This window comes from Candidatus Binatia bacterium (genome assembly GCA_036563615.1).
Lineage (GTDB): Bacteria > Desulfobacterota > Binatia > UBA12015 > UBA12015 > DATCMB01.
Map to the genome: position 1 here is coordinate 567,264 of DATCMB010000022.1, position 17,883 is coordinate 585,146.

General features: G+C 70.6%; 15 protein-coding genes. 6 read left to right on the forward strand and 9 right to left on the reverse strand.

The window, feature by feature from the left end; translation table 11 throughout:
- Position 1: 1 nt before the first annotated feature.
- The 3 genes from VIS07_21050 to lnt all read right to left on the reverse strand — a co-directional run bounded on the left by VIS07_21050 (position 2) and on the right by lnt (position 4,792).
- A complete protein-coding gene (locus VIS07_21050) occupies positions 2–511 on the reverse strand; it encodes a transcription termination/antitermination NusG family protein (protein HEY8518008.1) in 510 nt (169 codons plus the stop codon).
- A gap of 187 nt (positions 512–698) precedes the next feature.
- Positions 699–3,002, reverse strand: a complete 2,304-nt coding sequence (locus tag VIS07_21055; protein ID HEY8518009.1) for an AAA family ATPase — start codon at positions 3,000–3,002, stop codon at positions 699–701.
- Positions 3,003–3,229: 227 nt separating this feature from the next.
- Entirely contained in the window at positions 3,230–4,792 is a 1,563-nt protein-coding gene (gene lnt / locus VIS07_21060; GenBank protein HEY8518010.1) for an apolipoprotein N-acyltransferase, read from the reverse strand.
- Positions 4,793–4,838: 46 nt separating this feature from the next.
- On the opposite strand from lnt, the gene VIS07_21065 reads away from it, so the two are divergent.
- Positions 4,839–5,561, forward strand: a complete 723-nt coding sequence (locus VIS07_21065; protein HEY8518011.1) for a DUF309 domain-containing protein — start codon at positions 4,839–4,841, stop codon at positions 5,559–5,561.
- A 29-nt stretch (positions 5,562–5,590) separates the two neighbouring features.
- Here the strand turns inward: VIS07_21065 and VIS07_21070 are convergent, their stop codons facing one another.
- Positions 5,591–6,613 (reverse strand): 2-oxoacid:ferredoxin oxidoreductase subunit beta, encoded by a 1,023-nt coding sequence (locus VIS07_21070; GenBank protein HEY8518012.1) that lies wholly within the window; start codon positions 6,611–6,613, stop codon positions 5,591–5,593.
- A 4-nt stretch (positions 6,614–6,617) separates the two neighbouring features.
- A complete protein-coding gene (locus tag VIS07_21075; GenBank protein HEY8518013.1) occupies positions 6,618–8,486 on the reverse strand; it encodes a 2-oxoacid:acceptor oxidoreductase subunit alpha in 1,869 nt (622 codons plus the stop codon).
- Between the two features lie 168 nt (positions 8,487–8,654).
- On the opposite strand from VIS07_21075, the gene VIS07_21080 reads away from it, so the two are divergent.
- On the forward strand, positions 8,655–9,113 hold the full coding sequence (locus VIS07_21080; protein ID HEY8518014.1) for a VOC family protein: 459 nt from the start codon (positions 8,655–8,657) through the stop codon (positions 9,111–9,113).
- Positions 9,114–9,134: 21 nt separating this feature from the next.
- Here the strand turns inward: VIS07_21080 and VIS07_21085 are convergent, their stop codons facing one another.
- Positions 9,135–10,376, reverse strand: a complete 1,242-nt coding sequence (locus tag VIS07_21085) for a zinc-binding dehydrogenase (GenBank protein ID HEY8518015.1) — start codon at positions 10,374–10,376, stop codon at positions 9,135–9,137.
- Positions 10,377–10,460: 84 nt separating this feature from the next.
- On the opposite strand from VIS07_21085, the gene VIS07_21090 reads away from it, so the two are divergent.
- Both VIS07_21090 and argJ read left to right on the forward strand, forming a co-directional pair.
- On the forward strand, positions 10,461–11,384 hold the full coding sequence (locus VIS07_21090) for a TIGR03619 family F420-dependent LLM class oxidoreductase (GenBank protein ID HEY8518016.1): 924 nt from the start codon (positions 10,461–10,463) through the stop codon (positions 11,382–11,384).
- Positions 11,381–12,586, forward strand: a complete 1,206-nt coding sequence (gene argJ / locus VIS07_21095) for a bifunctional glutamate N-acetyltransferase/amino-acid acetyltransferase ArgJ (protein HEY8518017.1) — start codon at positions 11,381–11,383, stop codon at positions 12,584–12,586. The genes VIS07_21090 and argJ overlap by 4 nt, the downstream gene beginning before the upstream one ends.
- A gap of 71 nt (positions 12,587–12,657) precedes the next feature.
- Here the strand turns inward: argJ and VIS07_21100 are convergent, their stop codons facing one another.
- From VIS07_21100 to VIS07_21110, 3 genes are all read right to left on the reverse strand, one after another.
- Entirely contained in the window at positions 12,658–13,047 is a 390-nt protein-coding gene (locus VIS07_21100) for a response regulator (protein HEY8518018.1), read from the reverse strand.
- Positions 13,048–13,210: 163 nt separating this feature from the next.
- Entirely contained in the window at positions 13,211–14,662 is a 1,452-nt protein-coding gene (locus VIS07_21105; GenBank protein HEY8518019.1) for a sigma-54 dependent transcriptional regulator, read from the reverse strand.
- The gene (locus VIS07_21110; protein HEY8518020.1) at positions 14,659–16,326 is read right to left on the reverse strand and encodes an ATP-binding protein; all 1,668 of its coding nucleotides are present in this window, start codon (positions 16,324–16,326) and stop codon (positions 14,659–14,661) included. Before VIS07_21110 ends, VIS07_21105 begins: the two co-directional genes overlap by 4 nt.
- On the opposite strand from VIS07_21110, the gene VIS07_21115 reads away from it, so the two are divergent.
- Together VIS07_21115 and VIS07_21120 are read left to right on the forward strand one after the other, a co-directional pair.
- Complete coding sequence (locus tag VIS07_21115; protein ID HEY8518021.1) at positions 16,310–17,029, forward strand: sigma-70 family RNA polymerase sigma factor; 720 nt, start codon at positions 16,310–16,312, stop codon at positions 17,027–17,029. The genes VIS07_21110 and VIS07_21115 overlap by 17 nt on opposite strands.
- The gene (locus VIS07_21120) at positions 17,026–17,853 is read left to right on the forward strand and encodes a zf-HC2 domain-containing protein (protein ID HEY8518022.1); all 828 of its coding nucleotides are present in this window, start codon (positions 17,026–17,028) and stop codon (positions 17,851–17,853) included. The genes VIS07_21115 and VIS07_21120 overlap by 4 nt, the downstream gene beginning before the upstream one ends.
- The last annotated feature ends 30 nt before the right edge of the window (positions 17,854–17,883 follow it).

The window sequence follows — 17,883 nt, forward strand, 5'->3', positions numbered from 1 at the left end:
CCTAGAGCGGCGCGACCGCCGACGCGGGCAACTCGAGCCGCGTCTGCCGCCGGAGAAGATCCAGGAGAATCTGTACGCGACCGGCCCCGGAGCACGGTCGATCGATGATCGCGTGTAGGCCGGCGAATGGTCCGTGGCGGATCTCGACCGGGTCACCGGGTCGCAGCATGATCCGCGCTCGCAGGACCTCGCCACCGCCAGCGCGCTCGCGCAACGCTTCGATGACGCCGTCGTCGATTGCGGTCGGCAGGCCCTGGCCCAGGCTGAGGAGGTGCGCGACGCCCGGTGTCCAGGAAGCGACGTGGAACTGGGAGGCAAGATCGAGGCGTGCAAACAGGTAACCGGGAAAGAGGGGCTCGAGATGCTCGACGTCGGTCGACGTGCGATGCGGGAACGCGCGGGCGAGTCGGGGCAGGTACACCTCGATCCCCTTGACGCGCAAGTTCGTGGCAGCCATTGCCTCGGCGCGCGGCTTGGAGCGGACCACGTACCAGGCGCTACACTCGCCCATCGACATCGGCCGCGCTGGCGCAGCAAAAGGAACGCCACGCGGGGCTCTTCCGGACCCCCCAAAAAGGCCCGGAAAGCTTTCAATTTCCTCCAGTTTCTCAACCTGGTCACGGGGCCAAAGACGTGCAGCCGTGCAGAGTCGCCCCAGAATCGTGCAACCGCACGAGACGTGTGCCAGGAACGACGCATCAGCTGGGGTCCCGCAGGATGCTGCCGAGCGACTCGGCGATTGCGAGAGCCCTTGCTTTGTCGGGCAGTTGGCGCAGCGAGACGCGATAGAGAAAGCGCCCGTCACCGAGCGCGATCGGCTCGAGCTCGACCGGCATCCGGAAGCGGCTGCCGACCACCCGTTGCAGCGCCTGGGCGTGGTCGAGGATCGGGGTGGTCGCGACCAGGACCGACACGCCGCCGCGCTCGTCGATGACCCGCGAGCTCGGACCAGGGTCGGGGAAGATCAGCTCGGAGCCCGCGATGATGCGATTCACGTCGCGGATCTCGGGGTTGGCGGCCCGCACGACGTCGAGCGTGGTGTAGGTCGCGGTGCCGTACTCGCGCGTCGCGAGGTTCATCAGCGTGTCGCCGCGCTGGACGCGGACGCGCTTGCCGCGCTTCCCCGGACGCTGGGTCTGCGGTTGAAGATCTTGAGAGTCGCGCGCGGCGTCGCGCGGCTGGATCGCCGCCACGCGCGGCTCCGCTTCCTCGGCCTCCTGGGCGTCGGATGCGGCGGTGCGGGCAGGCTCGGCGCCGCCGGGGGCGCCGGCCGGGTTCGGCTGCTCCGCCGACGAGGACGCGGTGACCGATTCGGCGGACGGCTCCGTCGCGCGCGCGGCGTCGGCGACGTCGGGGGCGGCTGGCGGCGCGACCGCGGGCTCCTCGGCGACCGGGACGCCGTCAACGGCGTCCGCTGACGGCTCGGTCCGACCGGCGACCGCGGAGGGATCCTGCGGCGGGTTCTCCGCGGCTGGCGGCGCGGGGGCCTGGGCGCTCTCGCGCTCGGCGCTCGGCTGCACCGCCGCGCCCGACGACGCGTGCGCATCCGCAGCGACTGCGGCGTCGACGGCGGCCTCGGACGGCGCAGCCGGGACCGCTCGATCCGCTGGAACGGCAGGAGCAGCGGGGGACGCTGCTTGCGGCTCGACGCGCGCCGCAGCGCCACCCGCAGGTGGCGCCGCCGGCTCGCCGAGGCGCGCGAACGGCACGCCGTTCTCGGCGGCCGCGGTGCCCGGGTCTTCCGCCAGCTTGGCGTCGCCCGTCGTCAGCCAGGCGCGCACGTTCGACTCGAGCCGGGTGAACGCCCCCGACAGCCAGCCGCCGACGATGGCCAGCACCAGCACGGCGACGGCGAGCGCGACGGCGACGCGACGGTGGCGCGGAGCGCTCGCGGGTACCGCGGGACGCTCCAGGTTGCGCAGCGAGGGACGCGCGCCAACGGTCGTCGTCGTTCCAGCGGCGGTCGTCGACGCGGCCTGCGCCCACGCGGGCGCCGCGGGAGGCGGCACGGTGTGCAGGGCCTCGGCGGACGGCGGCGGCGTGGCGCTCGCCGCTCCGACGTGCGACGCGGGCTCCGCGGGCGCCGACGGCGATGGCGTCGCGGGCGCTGCGGACGCGGCCGCTTCCGCAGCCTGCGGGGCTGCGGAAGCGGGGGCCGCAGCCGCCGCCTCGGGCGCGCCGACCGGCGGCGGAGGCACGTCGAGCTTGCCGAGGTCCGCGACCACCTCGTCGACGATGCCGGCGTCGATCGTGCTGCGGCCGAGCGCGTAGCCGACCAGCAGCGCGTTGTCGCACACCGTGTTCACCAGGCGCGGGATCCCGTTCGAGAAGCGCCAGATCGGCTCCAGCGTCTCGGGCGCGAACAGATCCGGACGCCCACCCGCGACCGTGAGGCGGGTCGAGATGTAGTCCGCGAGCTCGTGGCGACCGAGCGGCTCGACCCGGCAGCGCACGGCGATGCGCTGCTTGAGCTGCCGGAGGTTCGGCTGCGCGAGGCGCGTGGCGAGCTCCGGCTGCCCGGCGAGGATGATCTGGAGGATCTTCTCCTTCGAGGTCTCGAGGTTCGACAGCAGGCGCAGCGACTCGAGGACGTCGGTCTCGAGGTCCTGCGCCTCGTCGATCACGAGCACGGTGTTCTTGCCCTCGTTGAACGCCGCGAGCAGGAACTCGTTGAGCCGCTGCAGCATCGCGAGCTTGCGTCCCGTGGGAGCGGGAATGCCGAGCTCGCTCAGCGTGTACTCGAGGATCTCCTCGAAGGTCGCGTTGGGGTTGAACAGGAAGACCGAGACGACGTCCGAGCCGAGGTCGTCGAGCAGCTTGCGCAGCAGCGTCGTCTTCCCGGTCCCGGCTTCGCCGATCATCGTGACGAAGCCTTTGCGCTCCTGGATCCCGTAGCGCAGGCTCGCGAGGGTCTCGCGATACGCGTCGTTCCAGTAGAGGAACTTCGGGTCGGGCGTCTGGCTGAAAGGTTTCTCGGCCAGGCCGTAGAAGTTCAGATACATGCGCGTCTCGCTGTCCCCAAACTCACGGTCCAACCCGCGCACGCGTCGCGCGCGCTCTGGCTGCGCTACAGGCCAGAACCCGTGACTTCAGGAGGTCGTCCGTTCCAGAGTGTGAGAGTGCCGCGAGCAGGGTCGCGCGGCGCGTGGAGCAAGTTGGAAGCCAAAAAACTCGCGACTGGGCCACGGCTTCTCGACCCGGCGCTGCAACGTCGTGCGCCGATGCACGGTCAAAGCCGGCGGCAGTATACCAGAAGGGAAATTCCGACTGCCAGTAGGGTCCAGCCGAAGAGGTCGCCGAAGCGCTGGTAGAGCGTCTCGACGGTGAGGAGGTGGACCGTCGCGGCGCCCGCGGTTGCCGTTTGCGTAGGCAGCGTGAGCACGCTTCGGCCAGCGGGGTCGATCACCGAGGTGAGTCCCGTGTTGGTCGCGCGCACGAGGTAGCGACGGTTCTCGACCGCGCGCCAGAGCGCGAGCGTGTCGTGCTCGTGCAGCGCGGCGCTGTCGCCGAACCAGGCGTCGTTCGCGATCGTGACCAGCAGGGTCGCGCCGGCGGCGACGGTGCGACGCACGTGTCCGGCGAGGAGATCCTCGTAGCAGATCAGCGCCCCGACGCGGGCCTGATCCGAAACGTTCATCACCACCGGCTCTTCGCCCGCCTGAAAGTCGCCGGTGTTGGGGCTCAGCTCCTTGAGCGACGGGAACACCGAGGCGAGCGGGATGAACTCGCCGAAGGGCATCAAGATGATCTTGTCGTAGCGGCCCCCGACCGAGCCGTCGCGACGCCGCAGGAACGCGCTGTTGAACCACTCGACCTCGCGGCGGCCGAGCTCGCGGTACGCGACCGCGCCGAACAGCAGCGGCGCCGGCGCGTCGGGGTACGGGTCGAGCCCCTTCAGCGTCGTCGCCTCGAGCGGGATCCCCCAGGCGACGACCGTCTCCGGCCAGACGAGCAGGTCGGGCGGCGGCGAGAGCGATGCCGACAGCCGGCGGTAGCGAGCGACGTTCGATTCGTAAGAACCGGGCTCGCGCTTCTCGCCGAGCGCGAGGTTGCCCTGCACGACGCCGACGCGGAACTCGGGCGCGCGCGCGAGCGTCGCGTCGACCTCGGCGACGCGCCAGGCGCCATAGAGCAGCAGCGCGACGATCGCGATCACCGGACCGACGAGCGGCCGCAGCCGCGGCAACCGCGTCAGCGCCGCGGCGAACCACGCCATCACGAACGACAGCAAGAACGGTCCTGCCAGGTCGCCGCTCTGCAGCAGCCACACGACCTCGCGCTGCGAGTGTCCCAGACGCCACGGGAAGAGGTTCGGGAACAGGAACTCGACCGACGTCCAGAGGATCGGTGCCAGCACGAGCGGCGCCTTCGGACCCGCCGCGCGCAAACCGAGCGAGACCAGCACGAACGGCAGCGAGCCCCACGCCGACAGCACGCCGAAGAAGAACAGCGCGATCGGCATCGGGAAGGCGCCGAAGACGTGGATCGTGGTGACGAGCCAGTGGAAGCCGATGACGTTCACCACGAGCCCCATCACCAGCGCGTCGATCACCGCAGCGCGCGTCGTCGGTGCGCGCGGCGCGAGCGCGAACAGCGGCACGAGCCCGAACCAGGCGAGCGGCCACAGGCGCGGGTCGAGAAAGGGCAGCGCCGTGCAAGCGGCGCCGACGCTCATCCAGAACCAGCGGAGCAACGTCGCCGCCACTGCGGCGCGCGGTGCGGGCGCCGCGGCAGCAAGCTCGCCCGTCGCGCGCAACGCCTCGCCGGGCGCCGAGCTGGTGCGCCGGGACATCGCGTCACCCACTAGCGATGCGTCGTTCGGGTGTAAACTCTCGTCGGTGCCAGCGACCGCCGATCCGACACGCGAGCTGCCGCTCGCCGCGCGCGACGCCGTCGCCGGGCTGCTGCTCGCCGATCTGGCGGAGGAGCGGCCGGCGCAGTCTCGGGTGGCGGCGGCGCGGCGTGCGCTCGGTCTCGCGCCGGGCGCGCGCGTCGATCCGGCGGACGTCGGCGCCACCGCGTGGGCGGCGCTCTCGGCGGCAGGTCTGATCGTGCGGGACGAAGGCGTGCACGCCGACGGCGTCGGCCCGTCGTTCGTCCGCAGGGATCCGGCCTGGGCGGACGCCGTCAAGCACAAGCTCGCACGCTATGCCGGGGCGCTCGACGCCGCGCCTCGCGGCATCGATCTCGACGCGCGCCTCGCGCAGGCGCGCCGGCTGCTCGCGCACGAGCTGTTCTTCGAGGTGCACGAGATCCTCGAGCCGGCGTGGCGCACCGCCACGGGACCCGTGCGCACGGTGCTGCAGGGGCTGATCCAGGCGGCGGTCGCCTGGCACCACTGGCAGACGGGCAAGCTCGCGAGCGCCGCGCGACTCGCCGGCGCTGCGCGCGAGAAGCTCGCTGCAACGCAGGAGGGAGCGCGAGACGGCTGGGACGCTCTGCCGCCGCTCGAGGTCTACCGCTCCGTCGTCGCGTGGGAGGCGTGGCTCCTGCGCGGCGCGGAGCCGCCGGTGCCGCCGCTGCCGTTCACGGCCGAGCGCGACGCGTCCGCGCGCCGCTGAGCTCGGCCGTCCCAGTCAGGTAGCGGTCGTCAGGAAACCGTCCAGACGTCGCCGCTCAGCAGCAGCTTCTGCAGGTCCCCCGCGCCCGGGCGCGACTTCGCGGCCTCGAGCTGGTTGCGCACGCTCTGCTCGTAAGCCGGACGCTCGACCTCGTAGAGGACGCCGATCGGGGTCGGGAACTGCGGCGGCGTCATGTGCGCGAGCAGGTAGGCCTGCACGGGGTTGTGCTTGTCGTGCACGAGCAGGTCGGCCTCGGTCACGCCGTTGCCGAGCTGCACGACCTCGGGGCGCATGTTCACCATGCGGATGCCGCGGTCGCGGTTCTTGCCGAAGATCATCGGCTTGCCGTGCTCGAGGACGAGCTGGTGGTCCGCCTTGATGTCGCGCTCGGTGAGGTCGGAGAACGCGCCGTCGTTGAAGATGTTGCAGTTCTGGAGGATCTCGACGAACGCCGCGCCGCGGTGCGCGTGCGCCTGCCGGATGGTCTCCTGCAGGTGCTTCGCCTCGACGTCGATCGAGCGCGCGATGAAGGTCGCCTCGGCGCCGAGCGCCAGAACGAGCGGCTTGAAGGGGTTGTCGACCGAGCCGTCCGGCGTCGACTTGGTGATCTTGCCGGCCTCCGACGTCGGCGAGTACTGGCCCTTCGTCAAGCCATAGATTCGGTTGTTGAACAGCAGGATGTTGACGTCGACGTTGCGGCGCAGGACGTGGATCAGGTGGGTGCCGCCGATCGACAGCGCGTCGCCGTCGCCGGTGACGATCCACACCGACAGCTCGGGGCGCGCGAGCTTGAGCCCGGTCGCGATCGCGGGCGCGCGTCCGTGCAGCGTGTGGAAGCCGTACGTGTTCACGTAGTACGGGAAGCGGCTCGAGCAGCCGATGCCCGACACGAAGACGAAGTTCTCGCGCGGAATGCCGAGCTCGGGCAGGACCTTCTGCACCTGGGCCAGGATCGCGTAGTCGCCGCAGCCCGGACACCAGCGGACTTCCTGGTCCGATTCGAAATCCTTGCGGGTGAGCTTGGGCTGCTGGCCCGGCGTTGCGGTGGACATCGACCTACTTCTCCTCGAGGAGCTTCTGGACGCGCGCCACGATCTCGGCGACGCGGAACGGCCGTCCCTGGATCTTGTTGAAGCCGATCGCGTCGACCAGGTACTCCGCACGGATCAGCCGCAGCAGCTGGCCCATGTTCATCTCCGGGACCAGCACGCGCTCGTAACGGGAAAGGACCTCGCCCAGATCGGACGGCAGCGGATTGAGCCAGCGCAGGTGCGCGTGGGCGACCGACACGCCGGACGCTTGCAGTTGCTTGACTGCCTCGGCGATCGAGCCGTACGTGCTGCCCCAGCCGAGCACGAGCACCTTGCCGCGCTCGGGCCCGTTGACGGTCGTCGGCGGGATCTCGCGGGCGATGCCGGCGATCTTCTTCGCGCGCAGCCGGACCATCTGCTCGTGGTTGGCCGGCGCGTAGCTGATGTTGCCCGTCAAGTACTCCGACTCGAGGCCGCCGATGCGGTGCTCGAGACCCGGCGTTCCGGGAACCACCCACGGCCGCGACAGCGTCTCGGGGTCGCGCAGGTACGGGAAGTAGCCGTTCGGATCGGTGCGGAACTGGGCGTCGAAGCGCGGCAGCTCGGCGAGGTCCGGCACCTTCCAGGGCTCGGCGCCGTTCGCCAGGTAGCCGTCCGAGAGCAGGTAGACCGGCGTCATGTACTTGATCGCGATGCGCGCCGCGTCGAGCGCCGCCGCGAAGCAGTCGGCCGGGCTCTGCGCCGCGATGATCGGCACCGGCGACTCGCCGTGACGGCCGTAGAGCGCCGCGAGAAGGTCCGCCTGCTCGGTCTTGGTCGGGAGACCGGTCGAGGGGCCGCCGCGCTGGATGTCGCAGATGACGATCGGGAGCTCGACCTTGACCGCGAGGCCGGCGACCTCCGACTTGAGATCGATGCCGGGGCCGCTCGTCGTCGTCACCGCGAGCGCGCCACCAAAGGCGGCGCCGAGCGCGGAGCCGACGCCCGCGATCTCGTCCTCGGCCTGGAAGGTCGTGACGTTGAACTCCTTGTAGCCCGACAGCTCGTGCAGGATGTCGCTCGCCGGCGTGATCGGGTACGAGCCGAGGAAGAGCGGCAAGCCCGCCTGGTGCGCCGCGACCACGAAGCCGAGCGCGAGCGCGCTGTTGCCGGTGATGTTGCGGTAGGTGCCCGGCGCGATCTCCGCGGGCTTCACCTCGTACTGCGTCGCGAACATCTCCGAGGTCTCTGCGAAGTGCAGACCCGCCTTGAAGGCGCGGGTGTTGGCCTCGGCGAGCGCCGGGTTGCGCTTGAAGCGGTTCGCGATGAACTTCAGCACCGGCTCGGTGGGACGGTTGTACAGCCACGCCGTCAAGCCGAGGGTGAAGAAGTTCTTGCAGCGCAGGACCTGCTTGTTCGACAGCCCGATGTCCGCGAGGGCGAGCGTCGTCAGCTTCGAGACGTCGACCTTGAACACCTGGTACTTGTCGAGCGAGCCGTCCTCGAGCGGGTTCGACGTATAGCCCGCCTTCTTCAGGTTCTGGTCGTTGAACGCCTCCTGGTCGACGATCAGGATGCCGTTCGGCTTGAGATCGTCGATGTTGGCCTTCAGCGCGGCGGGGTTCATCGCGACCAGCACGTCGGGGGTGTCGCCCGGCGTGAAGACCTCGCGATGCGAGAAGTTGAGCTGGAAGCCGCTGACGCCGGCCAGGGTACCGGCAGGAGCGCGGATCTCGGCGGGAAAGTCGGGCAGGGTGCTGATGTCGTTGCCGGCGAGCGCGGAAACGTTGGTGAACTGGCTGCCGGTCACCTGCATGCCGTCGCCGGAGTCGCCGGCGAAGCGGATGACGACCGTCTCCAGCTCCTGGATCGGTTTGGTGGCCGCCGTCGTCGTGGCGCCCTGCACCTCATTCATCGAAGACCGCTCTCCATGCTGTGACGAGCGCGCGGGCGCGCGTTCGTCGGGACTTATCCTTCGATTACTGATGCGTCTGGCCGCTTTCAACGTATCGGGAGCGGCCGAGGTCCGCTAAAGCCGGCGGGCGTCGTGCGCCGCGCGCGGTGCGCGGCGGGAGGGTTCGCGATGGCAATCGTCGGCATGCTGCACGTCGCGCTCGGCGTGAGCGACATCGGCCGCTCGCTCGCGTTCTATCGCGACATCCTGGGCTTCTCCGTCGTCGGTGAGATGGCGCTCGCCAGCGCGGCGGCTGCACGCACGCTCCGTGTCGACGCGCAGGTGCGCGGAGCGTTGCTCGAGCGCGACGGCTTCCGGCTCGAGCTGCTGCAGCGTGCGGACGCAGCGGACGTGGTCGACGAGCAGGGCGGGGCGCGGTCGGCGCTCTCGCACCTCGCGCTCGCGGTCGACGACCTCGCCTCGACGCTGCACTCGCTGCGCGACCGCGGCGTCGCCGTGCTCGAGGAGACGCTCGTGCAGCACGCGCCGGGCGTGGCGTCGTGCCTGGTCCGCGACCCGGACGGCTTGCCGATCGCGCTCTACCAGGCGCCCGCCGGCGTGACCTCGCCGTGGGAGCTGCGCGGCTGAGCGGTGGCCGAGCGGTCGAGGTCAGGCGACGTCGCTCGTGTAGTCGAACAGCACCTTGACCGCGCCGGACGAGCTCTGGTCCCAGCAGGCGCGGAACGCCTCGCGGTAGCGCGGCAGCGGAAAACGGTGCGTCAAGATCGGCGTCACGTCGACGCGGCCGTCGCGGACCAGGTCGAGGTAGATCTCCATCGCGTGCCGCCGCCGGCCTTCGAAGTTCTCCTCGCCGAACGCGTTCGAGCCGATGAGGTGGATCTCCTTGAAGTAGAGCGGCGTCCACTCGAAGCGGCGCGGGATCTCGACGCCGGTCACCACGATCGCGCCGCGCGGACGCGTGATGCGCACGCCGACCTCGAGCGTCTCGGGATAGCCGACCGTGTCGTAGATCACGTCGACGCCGCCGTTCAGCATCGGCTTGCCGAACCACGGCGTGAGCAGGTCGGCGCCGGTGATCCGCGCGACGGCCTCGATGATCGCCTTGGTGGGCTCGTGCGGCAGAACCTCGTGCGCGCCGAGCTGCTGCGCGATGCGCCGCTGGTGCGGGAAGCGCGCGATCGCGATCACGGGGCTTTCCGAATACAGGCGTCGCAGGATCTCGATCGCGCACAGGCCGAGCGTGCCGCAGCCGTAGACCAGCGCGCACTGACCGGGTGCCGGCGGACGCTTCAGGATCGCGTGCAGCGAGACCGAGAACGGATCGGCGAGCACGGCGGCCTCGTCGCTGACGTCGTCGGGCACCGGGATCGCCATCGACTCGTGCGCCGGCACGAGCGGCGCGAACCCGCCGGTCGCGGCGCTCGAGTTGCCGGTGTGGATCCCGGGCGGCAGGTGTCCGCGCGTGAAGTTCTGGCAGATCGAGAAGTCGCCGCGCGCGCACGCGGGACACGGCGGGGTGATGCCGCGCGGCGCGCACGACAGCCACGGATTCAGCACCACGCGTTGCCCGACCCGTCTGTTCTTGACGGCAGGCCCGACCCGCTCGACCGTTCCGACGACCTCGTGCCCGAGCACCTGCGGGAACGAGATCACCGAGGTCATCGGGTTGTCGACGCTGCCGTTCAGGAACACCTGCTTGTAGTCGCTGCCGCAGATGCCGCACAGCCGCGTGCGGATCACGAGCCAGTCGTCGGCGGGCAGCTTCGGATCGGGAACCTCCTCGAGCTGCATCGGCGACGTCGGTCCGACGAAGGCCGCCGGGGTTGCGAAGGAAAGCAGTTTGGTGATGATCTGCCGCGGCACGCTATGTCGGAAGACCAGGGCCTGCATCGTCGCCTCCGGGCGCAGCCATAGGCGACGAGAGCGGAATCGCGCAATGGCGATGGCGTTGGCGAGCGCGACGGCGCGACGGCCGTGACCCGGGCGATCGGCTTCGGCATCGGGCTACCGGTCGTGCAGCAGGTTCCGGCCCGGGTGCAGCCCTGGGAGCGCAGCGCGGGGCCCGCCGAGATCGAGCGCGTCGCCCGCGCCGCGGACCGCCTCGGCTACGCGCACGTCGCGTGCTCCGAGCACGCCGTCGTGCCGCGCTCGTACGCCGCCGCGATGGGGGCGACCTGGTACGACCCGCTTAGCACGCTCGCGTACCTCGGCGGGATCACCGAGCGCATCGAGCTGCTGACGCACGTCCTCGTCTTGCCGTACCACCAGCCGGTGGTGCTCGCGAAGCAGCTCGCGACGCTCGACGCGCTGACGCGCGGACGCCTCGTGGTCGGCGTCGGAGCGGGACATCTCAAGCCCGAGTTCCGCACGCTCGGCGTCGACTTCGCGGCGCGGGGCGCGCTCACCGACGAGGCGATCGAGGTCCTGAAGGCGCTGTGGAGCGGCGAGCCCGCCGAGTTTCACGGACGCTGGTTCTCGTTCCGCGACGTCGTCCTCGACCCGCGTCCGCACCGCGCGCCGCGACCGCCGATCTGGGTCGGCGGCAACGGACGGCGCGCGGTGCGGCGCGCGGTCGAGCACGCGGACGGCTGGATTCCCTGGCAGCTCGAGCTCGACGAGCTCGCGGCGCTGATCGCGTACGGTCGCGCGCTCCTCGAGCGGCGCGGCGGCGGCCCGTGGCAGGTGGTCGCGCCGTTTCCGACGCTCGATCTGCTACACCGCGACGCCGGTTGCCGCGACGGCGGTCTCCGGCTTCCTCCGTCGGAGGTCGCGGCGCTCGTTGATCGTTATCGCGCGCTCGGGGTGGCGCGCCTCCACATGAGCTTCGTCAGCGCGAGCTGCGCGGAGCTCCTCGAACAGCTCGAAGCCTTTGCGAGCGAGGTGATGGTTCTGCTGTGAAGATCGATGTCGTCGAACGCCCGATCCTGGTCCCCGGCTTCCGCTTCGGCGGCGTCGCGTGTGGCATCAAGAAGAGCGGCGCACCGGATTGCGCGGTGCTGATCGCCGATCGACCGGCCGCCGCGGGCGCCGTTTTCACCCGCAACCGCTTCTGCGCGGCGCCCGTGCTCGTCGGGCGCGAGCGGGTGCGACGCGGCAAGTTGCAGGCGCTGGTGGTCAACAGCGGCAACGCGAACGCCTGCACCGGTAAGCAAGGCCTCGCCGACGCCGAGCGCGCCTGCGCCGCAGTCGCGGAGGCGCTGTCGATCTCGCCGACGCTCGTCGCGCCGGCCTCGACCGGGATCATCGGCGTGCCGCTCCCGATGGATCGCCTGGAAGACGGCATCGCGCGTGCGGTGGCCGAGGCGAGCTCCGACGGACTGTGGCGCTTCGCACGCGCGATCATGACGACCGACGCTTTCCCGAAGGTCGCGAGCGAGTCGGTGACCATCGGACGACGCCGGGTGACGGTCGCCGGCATCGGCAAGGGCGCCGGCATGATCGCGCCCGACATGGCGACGCTGCTCGTGTTCATCGTCACCGACGCGGCGGTCGACGCGGCGACGGCGCGCTGGCTCGCGCGCGAGGTCGGCGCGCGACCGTTCAACGAGCTCACCGTCGACGGCGACACCAGCACCAATGACACGCTCTACCTGCTCGCGAGCGGTGCTGCGGGAAATCCCGTGGTGACGGGCGACGGTGCCGTGCGCCGGGCGCTCGCGCGGGCGGTCGACGCGGTCGCTGGCGAGATCGCGCGCCTGGTCGCGTGCGACGGCGAGGGCACGACCAAGGTCGTCACGATCCACGTCCAGGGCGCGCGCAGCGAGGCCGACGCCGTGCGCGTCGCGCGCACCGTCGGGCGCTCGCAGCTCGTCAAGACGGCGTTCTTCGGCGCCGACCCGAACTGGGGCCGGATCGCGTGCGCGATCGGCTACAGCGGCGTCGCCGTCGACCCGCAGAAGGTCTCGATCCGGATCGGCGGGGTCGAGGTGTTCCGCCGCGGCGGCGGCATCGCGTCCGCGGCCGAAGCCGCGCGCGCCGTCATGCAGCGTCCCGAGTTCGACGTCACCATCCGGCTCGGGCAGGGGCGCGCGCAGGCGCGCCTACGGACGAGCGACCTGTCGCACGACTACGTCGAGCTGAACTCGGCGTACTCGACGTGAAGAAGGTTGCGAAGGAGGCGTCCGTCCCGGCGACGGTGCCGCTCAGCGGAGCATGCGGGCGATGCCGCCCGTCAAGCTTCCTTCGGCTCCGGCCGAGGGGCGCGTGACGCGCTGCGGCAGGCGTGCGCGATCGCGTCGCGCAGGCTGTCGAGGTCGGGCGACGCGAGACATTGCGTCGAGCACAGCAATGCGGTGGCGTCGCGCACGCGGGGCGTCTCCTCCTCGACCAGCAGGATGGCCGGCGTCGACACGCCGGCCTCGCGCATCGAGTTGACCAGCGTCGCACCGCAACAGTCCGGGAGGTGCATGTCGGTGACGATCGCCTCGTACTCGGAGTTGCGCACTGCCTCGAGGGCCGCGGCCGCGGAGGTGACCTCGTCGGTGATGTAGCCGCTACGCTGAAGCTTGCGGCTGATGAGCCGTTGCAGGTTGCTGCTCGCCGTGGCGACGAGGACCTTCATTCCGCGGGTCATTGCACAAAAGTCGGACAGCAGGATGCGGGCCAGGTGGAAGAGGTCGTTTCCACGTTCATTTGCACTCGGGATGCGACCAAATAGGTGCGATTTCGTGCCTTTGCACGAGGCCCGCGTTGTCGCAAGTTACCGAGGTGTTACAGGCGGGCGATCACTGGAGACGGTACTTCTCGATCTTCCGGTAGAGTCGCTGCCGGTCGATCTTCAGCAGACGTGCCGCCTCGTTCTTGTTGCCGCGTGATTGGCGCAGCGCGGCAACGATCGCCCGCCGCTCGGCCTCCTCGAGCGGGATGACGACGTCGTAGGGATGGGCGTCGGGAGCGGTCGGGGAGCTCGGCGCGCCCTGCGCGGCCGGAGCACCGTCTGCCGGAGCGCCGGTGGTGCCTGACGCAGATTGCGCTTCGCTCGGCTGCGGCGCGCCGCCAGGGACGGGCGGCAGCCCGGGCGCGATGTCCGCGACGTCGATGATGTCGGAGGTCGAGATCGCGAACGCGCGCTCGATCGTGTTCTGCAGCTCGCGGATGTTGCCCGGCCAGTCGTGGGCGAGGAGCCGCTCGCGCGCGGCGTCCGAGAGCCGCTTCGGCGCGACGCCGTAGGAGCGCGCGAACTCGCCGATGAAGTGGTCGACCAGGGCCGGGATGTCGCCGCGCCGCGCGGCGAGCGGCGGCAGGTGAATGTTGACCACGTTCAGCCGGTAGAAGAGGTCCTCGCGGAAGCGTCCGGCGCGGACCTCCTCGCGCAGATCCTTGTTGCTCGCCGCGACCAGGCGGACGTCGATCTTGATCGGCCGCGTCGTGCCGAGCGGCGTGATCTCGCGCTCCTGGATCGCACGCAGAAACTTCCCCTGCAGCGGCAGCGGGATCTCCGAGACCTCGTCGAGGAACAGCGTGCCGCCGCTCGCCGCCTGGAAGACGCCCTCCTGGTCGTTGATCGCCCCGGTGAACGAGCCGCGGCGGTGGCCGAAGAGCTGGCTGTCGAGCAACGATTCCGAGAACGCGCCGCAGTTGACCGCGATGAACGGACCGCGCGACCACGGCGACTTGGCGTGCAGCGTGCGCGCGACGAGCTCCTTGCCGGTGCCGCTCGCGCCCGTGATGAGCACGGTGCTCTTGTTCTGGCTGACGGTCTCGATGATGCGGTAGATCTCCTGCATCGCCGGATCGTCGCCGATCAGCGCGCCGTAGCGCTGGTAGCGCTGCACCTCGCGCTTCAGCGTCGCGACCTCCCGCCGCAGCGAGCGCAGCTCGAGCTGACGCTCGATGACGATCTTCAGGTCGTCGGGGTTGCACGGCTTGATCAGGTAGTCCGCGGCGCCGAGCTTCATCGCATCGACCGCGCTCTGGATCGTGCCGTAGCCCGTCAAGACGACGAGCGCGGGGCGCGCCGGCATGTCCTGGACCGAGCGCAGGAAGGTCATGCCGTCCATCACCGGCATGTTGAGGTCGGTGATGACGACGTCGAACGGACCGGCCGACTCGAGCTGCTCGAGCGCCTCGCGACCGTTGCCGGCCGTCGCGACCGAGTACCCCGCACGCTCGAGGATGCGGCTCAGCGTGCGCACCATGTTGGGCTCGTCCTCGACGAGCAGGATGCGCGCGCTCAAGCGTCCCCTTCCGCTGCAGGTCGTGCGGCCAGCGGCGTGGCCGCGTCGAGGTCGAGGCCGAAGCTCGGCTGTCGGATCGGAAGCTCGATGACGAAGGTGGTGCCGCGATCCGGCGTGCTGTCGACGTGGATCGTGCCGCCCGCGTTCTTGATCACCGAGTGCACGACCGACAGCCCGAGGCCGGTGCCCTCGCCGGGTGCCTTGGTGGTGAAGAACGGATCGAAGATGCGACCGCGGCGCTCGGGCGGGATGCCGACGCCGGTGTCGGCGATCGACAGCCGCACGCGTCCGCCCGGGATGCAGCGCGTCTCGATGCGCAGCTCGCCGCCCTTCGGCATGGCCTGCACGGCGTTCGTGATCAGGTTGAGCAGGACTTGACGCATGCCGTTCTCGTTCGCGTCGCAGGGCTCGACGGCGGCGAGCTCGGTGTACGCGCGAACGCCGTGGTTCTGCAGGTACTTGTTCATCAACTTGAGCGTGCGCTCGATGAGGCCGTTGAGGTCCACGGCCTGCGTCTCGGTCTTGCTGTCGCGCGAGAACTCGAGCAGCGTGTTGATGATCTCCTGCGCCCGCGCCATCTCGACGCGCGCGATCTGCAGATCGTCGTGCACCTCGGGCGTCGGGTCCTGGATGAGCTCGCCGAGCTCGTAGAGGGCGTTGCCGATGATGCCGAGCGGGTTGCGGATCTCGTGCGCGATGCCCGCTGCGAGCTGGCCGATCGCGGCCATCTTCTCGGACTGGATGAGCTGGAACTCGAGCTGGCGACGCTCCGACAGGTCGACGTAGATCACCTGCAGCGTGCGGTTGTCGCCGTACTCGATCAGCGCCGCGCGCGCGTCGACCGGCAGCAGGTCGCGCCCTGCACGCTCGAGGTGGAGGTTGCCGCGCGCGGCGCGTCCGCGCTCGACGGTCTCGGCGAGCATCTCGCGCACGGTGGCGCGCTCCGATTCGGGGTGCAGCTCCCACAGTGGGCGACCGAGCAGCGCGGATTCGGCCTCGCCGATGTCGCGCTCGGCGACCTGGTTGGCGCCCTCGATGACGCCGTCCTCCGCCCGGACCATGAGCATCGCTGCGGGCGCCGAGTCGACGGAGCGCCGGTAGCTCTCGGTCTGGTCCGCGATCTCGCGCTCGCGCGCCTCGACGAAGAAGTCCGTGATGTGCAGGATCCGCTCGGACATCTCCTGGTCGAGGAGCCCGATCAGCTCCGGCAGGTCGGGGCTGCCGCGCATCTCGCGACGCAGCAGGTCGACCAGGATCTGGCGCATCTTGATCTGGCTCGCGAGGAAGCGCGACGGCGGGTGCTTCGAGATGAAGCCGCCGCGGGCGTCCTCGCGCAGCTTCTCGTAGGTCGTGACGTCGTCCGGGTTGCGGATGTGGTCGATCCAGCGGCGCTGTGCCCCGGAGATGTCCTCGACGAGCTGGTCGTACTTCTCCCCCTCGATGTCGAGCGCCCGGGCGATGGTCGAGGCCCAGATGCGGATCGTCTCGTCGAAGTGCGCCTCCATGAAGTCGGCGAGCTGGCGGCGCAACGGCGTCTCCGAGCTCGGGAAGGCGAGCAGCCCGCAGCCCCGCATGTAGGCCTGGATGCGCTCGAGGTGCTCGTGCAGCGAGGGAAGGGTCGTGCCGTGTCCATCTCCCGACAAACCCTTGCTGCGCCGTCGCATCGCCCGCCAATATACATTTGAGGAAGAGAAACTGAACCCGTACAGAGGAGCGGATGCTCGCCAGGCGATGCGCGACCTCGCTGCTCGCCGCGGGTTTCAGGAGCTAGCCTTGTTGGATCCCGCCGAAGATCCCGACACGGCGCTCATGCTTCGCGTGAAGGACGGGGATCGCGAGGCGTTCCGCGCGCTATTCGAAAAGTATTCGGCGTCCGTGGCGAGGTTCGCGGCGGGGTTCGTCGGGGCGACGGCCCGCGCCGAGGAGCTGGCGCAGGACGTCTTCCTCCAGGTCTACCGAACGCGCGAGCGCTACGAGCCGCGCGCCAAGTTCTCCACCTGGCTCTACACCATCGCGCACAATCTCTGCTTGAACGAGGTGCGCCGGCACGACTACCGCTCGCGCGTCGACGCGGTCGGTCCGTCCGACGACGAGAGCGAGGCGCCGTGGGATCCGCGGGACCCGGCTCCGGCCGAGGGCGAGAGCTACGCCGCGCACCGCGAGCTCGAGGGGCGGCTCGCCGAATTGATCGCGGAGCTGCCCGAGGCGCAGCGCACGGCGCTCATCTTGAGCCGCGTCGAGGAGCTCCGCTATCAGCAGATCGGCGAGATCCTCTCCGTGTCGGAGCAGGCCGTGAAAAGCCTCATTTTTCGCGCAACTCAACGCCTGAAGATGGGTTTGAGGGGGTATCTCGAGGGCGATCGATGAAGTGCGAGGAGGTGATCGGGTCGATCGTGGCCCTGCTCGACGGCGAGGTCGCGCCCGAGGAGCGGGCGCGTCTCGAGAGCCATCTCGCAAGCTGCGCAGCCTGCCAAGGCGAGCTCGAGCGGCTCCGCGCGACCCGGACCGTGATCGAACGGCATCTGAAGGCGTCGGCGGTCGGCGCAGGATCGTTCGACGCCCTGTGGCAGCGCATCGAGGCCGAGGGCGCGTCGTCGCCGACGGCCCAGGAGCGTGCGGGCGGCGGGGCGGTGCTCGACCTCGAGTCCGCTCGCCGGACGCGGGGCGCGCGGGGCGGCAACCCGTCGCGTGCGCGCTGGCTCCCGGGCTGGGCCGCGATGGGCGGGCTCGCCGCCGCGGCGGCGCTCGCGCTGGTGATCGTCAGCCGCGAGACCGAGCAGCGTCCGGCGGGTCCTGCACCGGCGCCGCCGCAGACGCTGGCCGCGCGCGAGACCGGCGCGCCGCAGCCGAAGGGCGAGCCGCAGCAGAAGGTCGACCCGGCGCCGCAGACCCAGGTCGCGGCGGCCAAGCGGGCGCCGGCGAAGCAGACGCAGACGGCGCAGACGGCGACGTCCCAGCCGCAAGCGGCAAAGCCCGCCCAGCCCGAGCGCCGCGAGCAGCCGGAGCCCGTGATCGACGAGGACGCGATCGAGGCGGTCGCGCTCGGCGAGGCGGACCCGCCACGGGACCTGCTCGAGCGGCCGGACCTGTTCCTCGACTTCCCGATCGTCCGCAAGCTCGACGAGCTGCAGCACCTGGACGCGGTTCTCGCCGAGTCGCCCGGCGACGGCGAGAGCGGCGGCGCCGGTTGATCCTGCACGGCCCTCGAAGAAGGGTTACCT

What these genes read in the sequence shown, in the direction of transcription:
- VIS07_21050 (HEY8518008.1), bottom strand. Translation starts at nt 511, where the DNA reads ATGGGCGAGTGTAGCGCCTGGTACGTGGTCCGCTCCAAGCCGCGCGCC.
- VIS07_21055 (HEY8518009.1), bottom strand. Translation starts at nt 3,002, where the DNA reads ATGTATCTGAACTTCTACGGCCTGGCCGAGAAACCTTTCAGCCAGACG.
- lnt (HEY8518010.1), bottom strand. Translation starts at nt 4,792, where the DNA reads ATGTCCCGGCGCACCAGCTCGGCGCCCGGCGAGGCGTTGCGCGCGACG.
- VIS07_21070 (HEY8518012.1), bottom strand. Translation starts at nt 6,613, where the DNA reads ATGTCCACCGCAACGCCGGGCCAGCAGCCCAAGCTCACCCGCAAGGAT.
- VIS07_21075 (HEY8518013.1), bottom strand. Translation starts at nt 8,486, where the DNA reads ATGAATGAGGTGCAGGGCGCCACGACGACGGCGGCCACCAAACCGATC.
- VIS07_21080 (HEY8518014.1), top strand. Translation starts at nt 8,655, where the DNA reads ATGGCAATCGTCGGCATGCTGCACGTCGCGCTCGGCGTGAGCGACATC.
- VIS07_21085 (HEY8518015.1), bottom strand. Translation starts at nt 10,376, where the DNA reads ATGCAGGCCCTGGTCTTCCGACATAGCGTGCCGCGGCAGATCATCACC.
- VIS07_21100 (HEY8518018.1), bottom strand. Translation starts at nt 13,047, where the DNA reads ATGAAGGTCCTCGTCGCCACGGCGAGCAGCAACCTGCAACGGCTCATC.
- VIS07_21110 (HEY8518020.1), bottom strand. Translation starts at nt 16,326, where the DNA reads ATGCGACGGCGCAGCAAGGGTTTGTCGGGAGATGGACACGGCACGACC.
- VIS07_21120 (HEY8518022.1), top strand. Translation starts at nt 17,026, where the DNA reads ATGAAGTGCGAGGAGGTGATCGGGTCGATCGTGGCCCTGCTCGACGGC.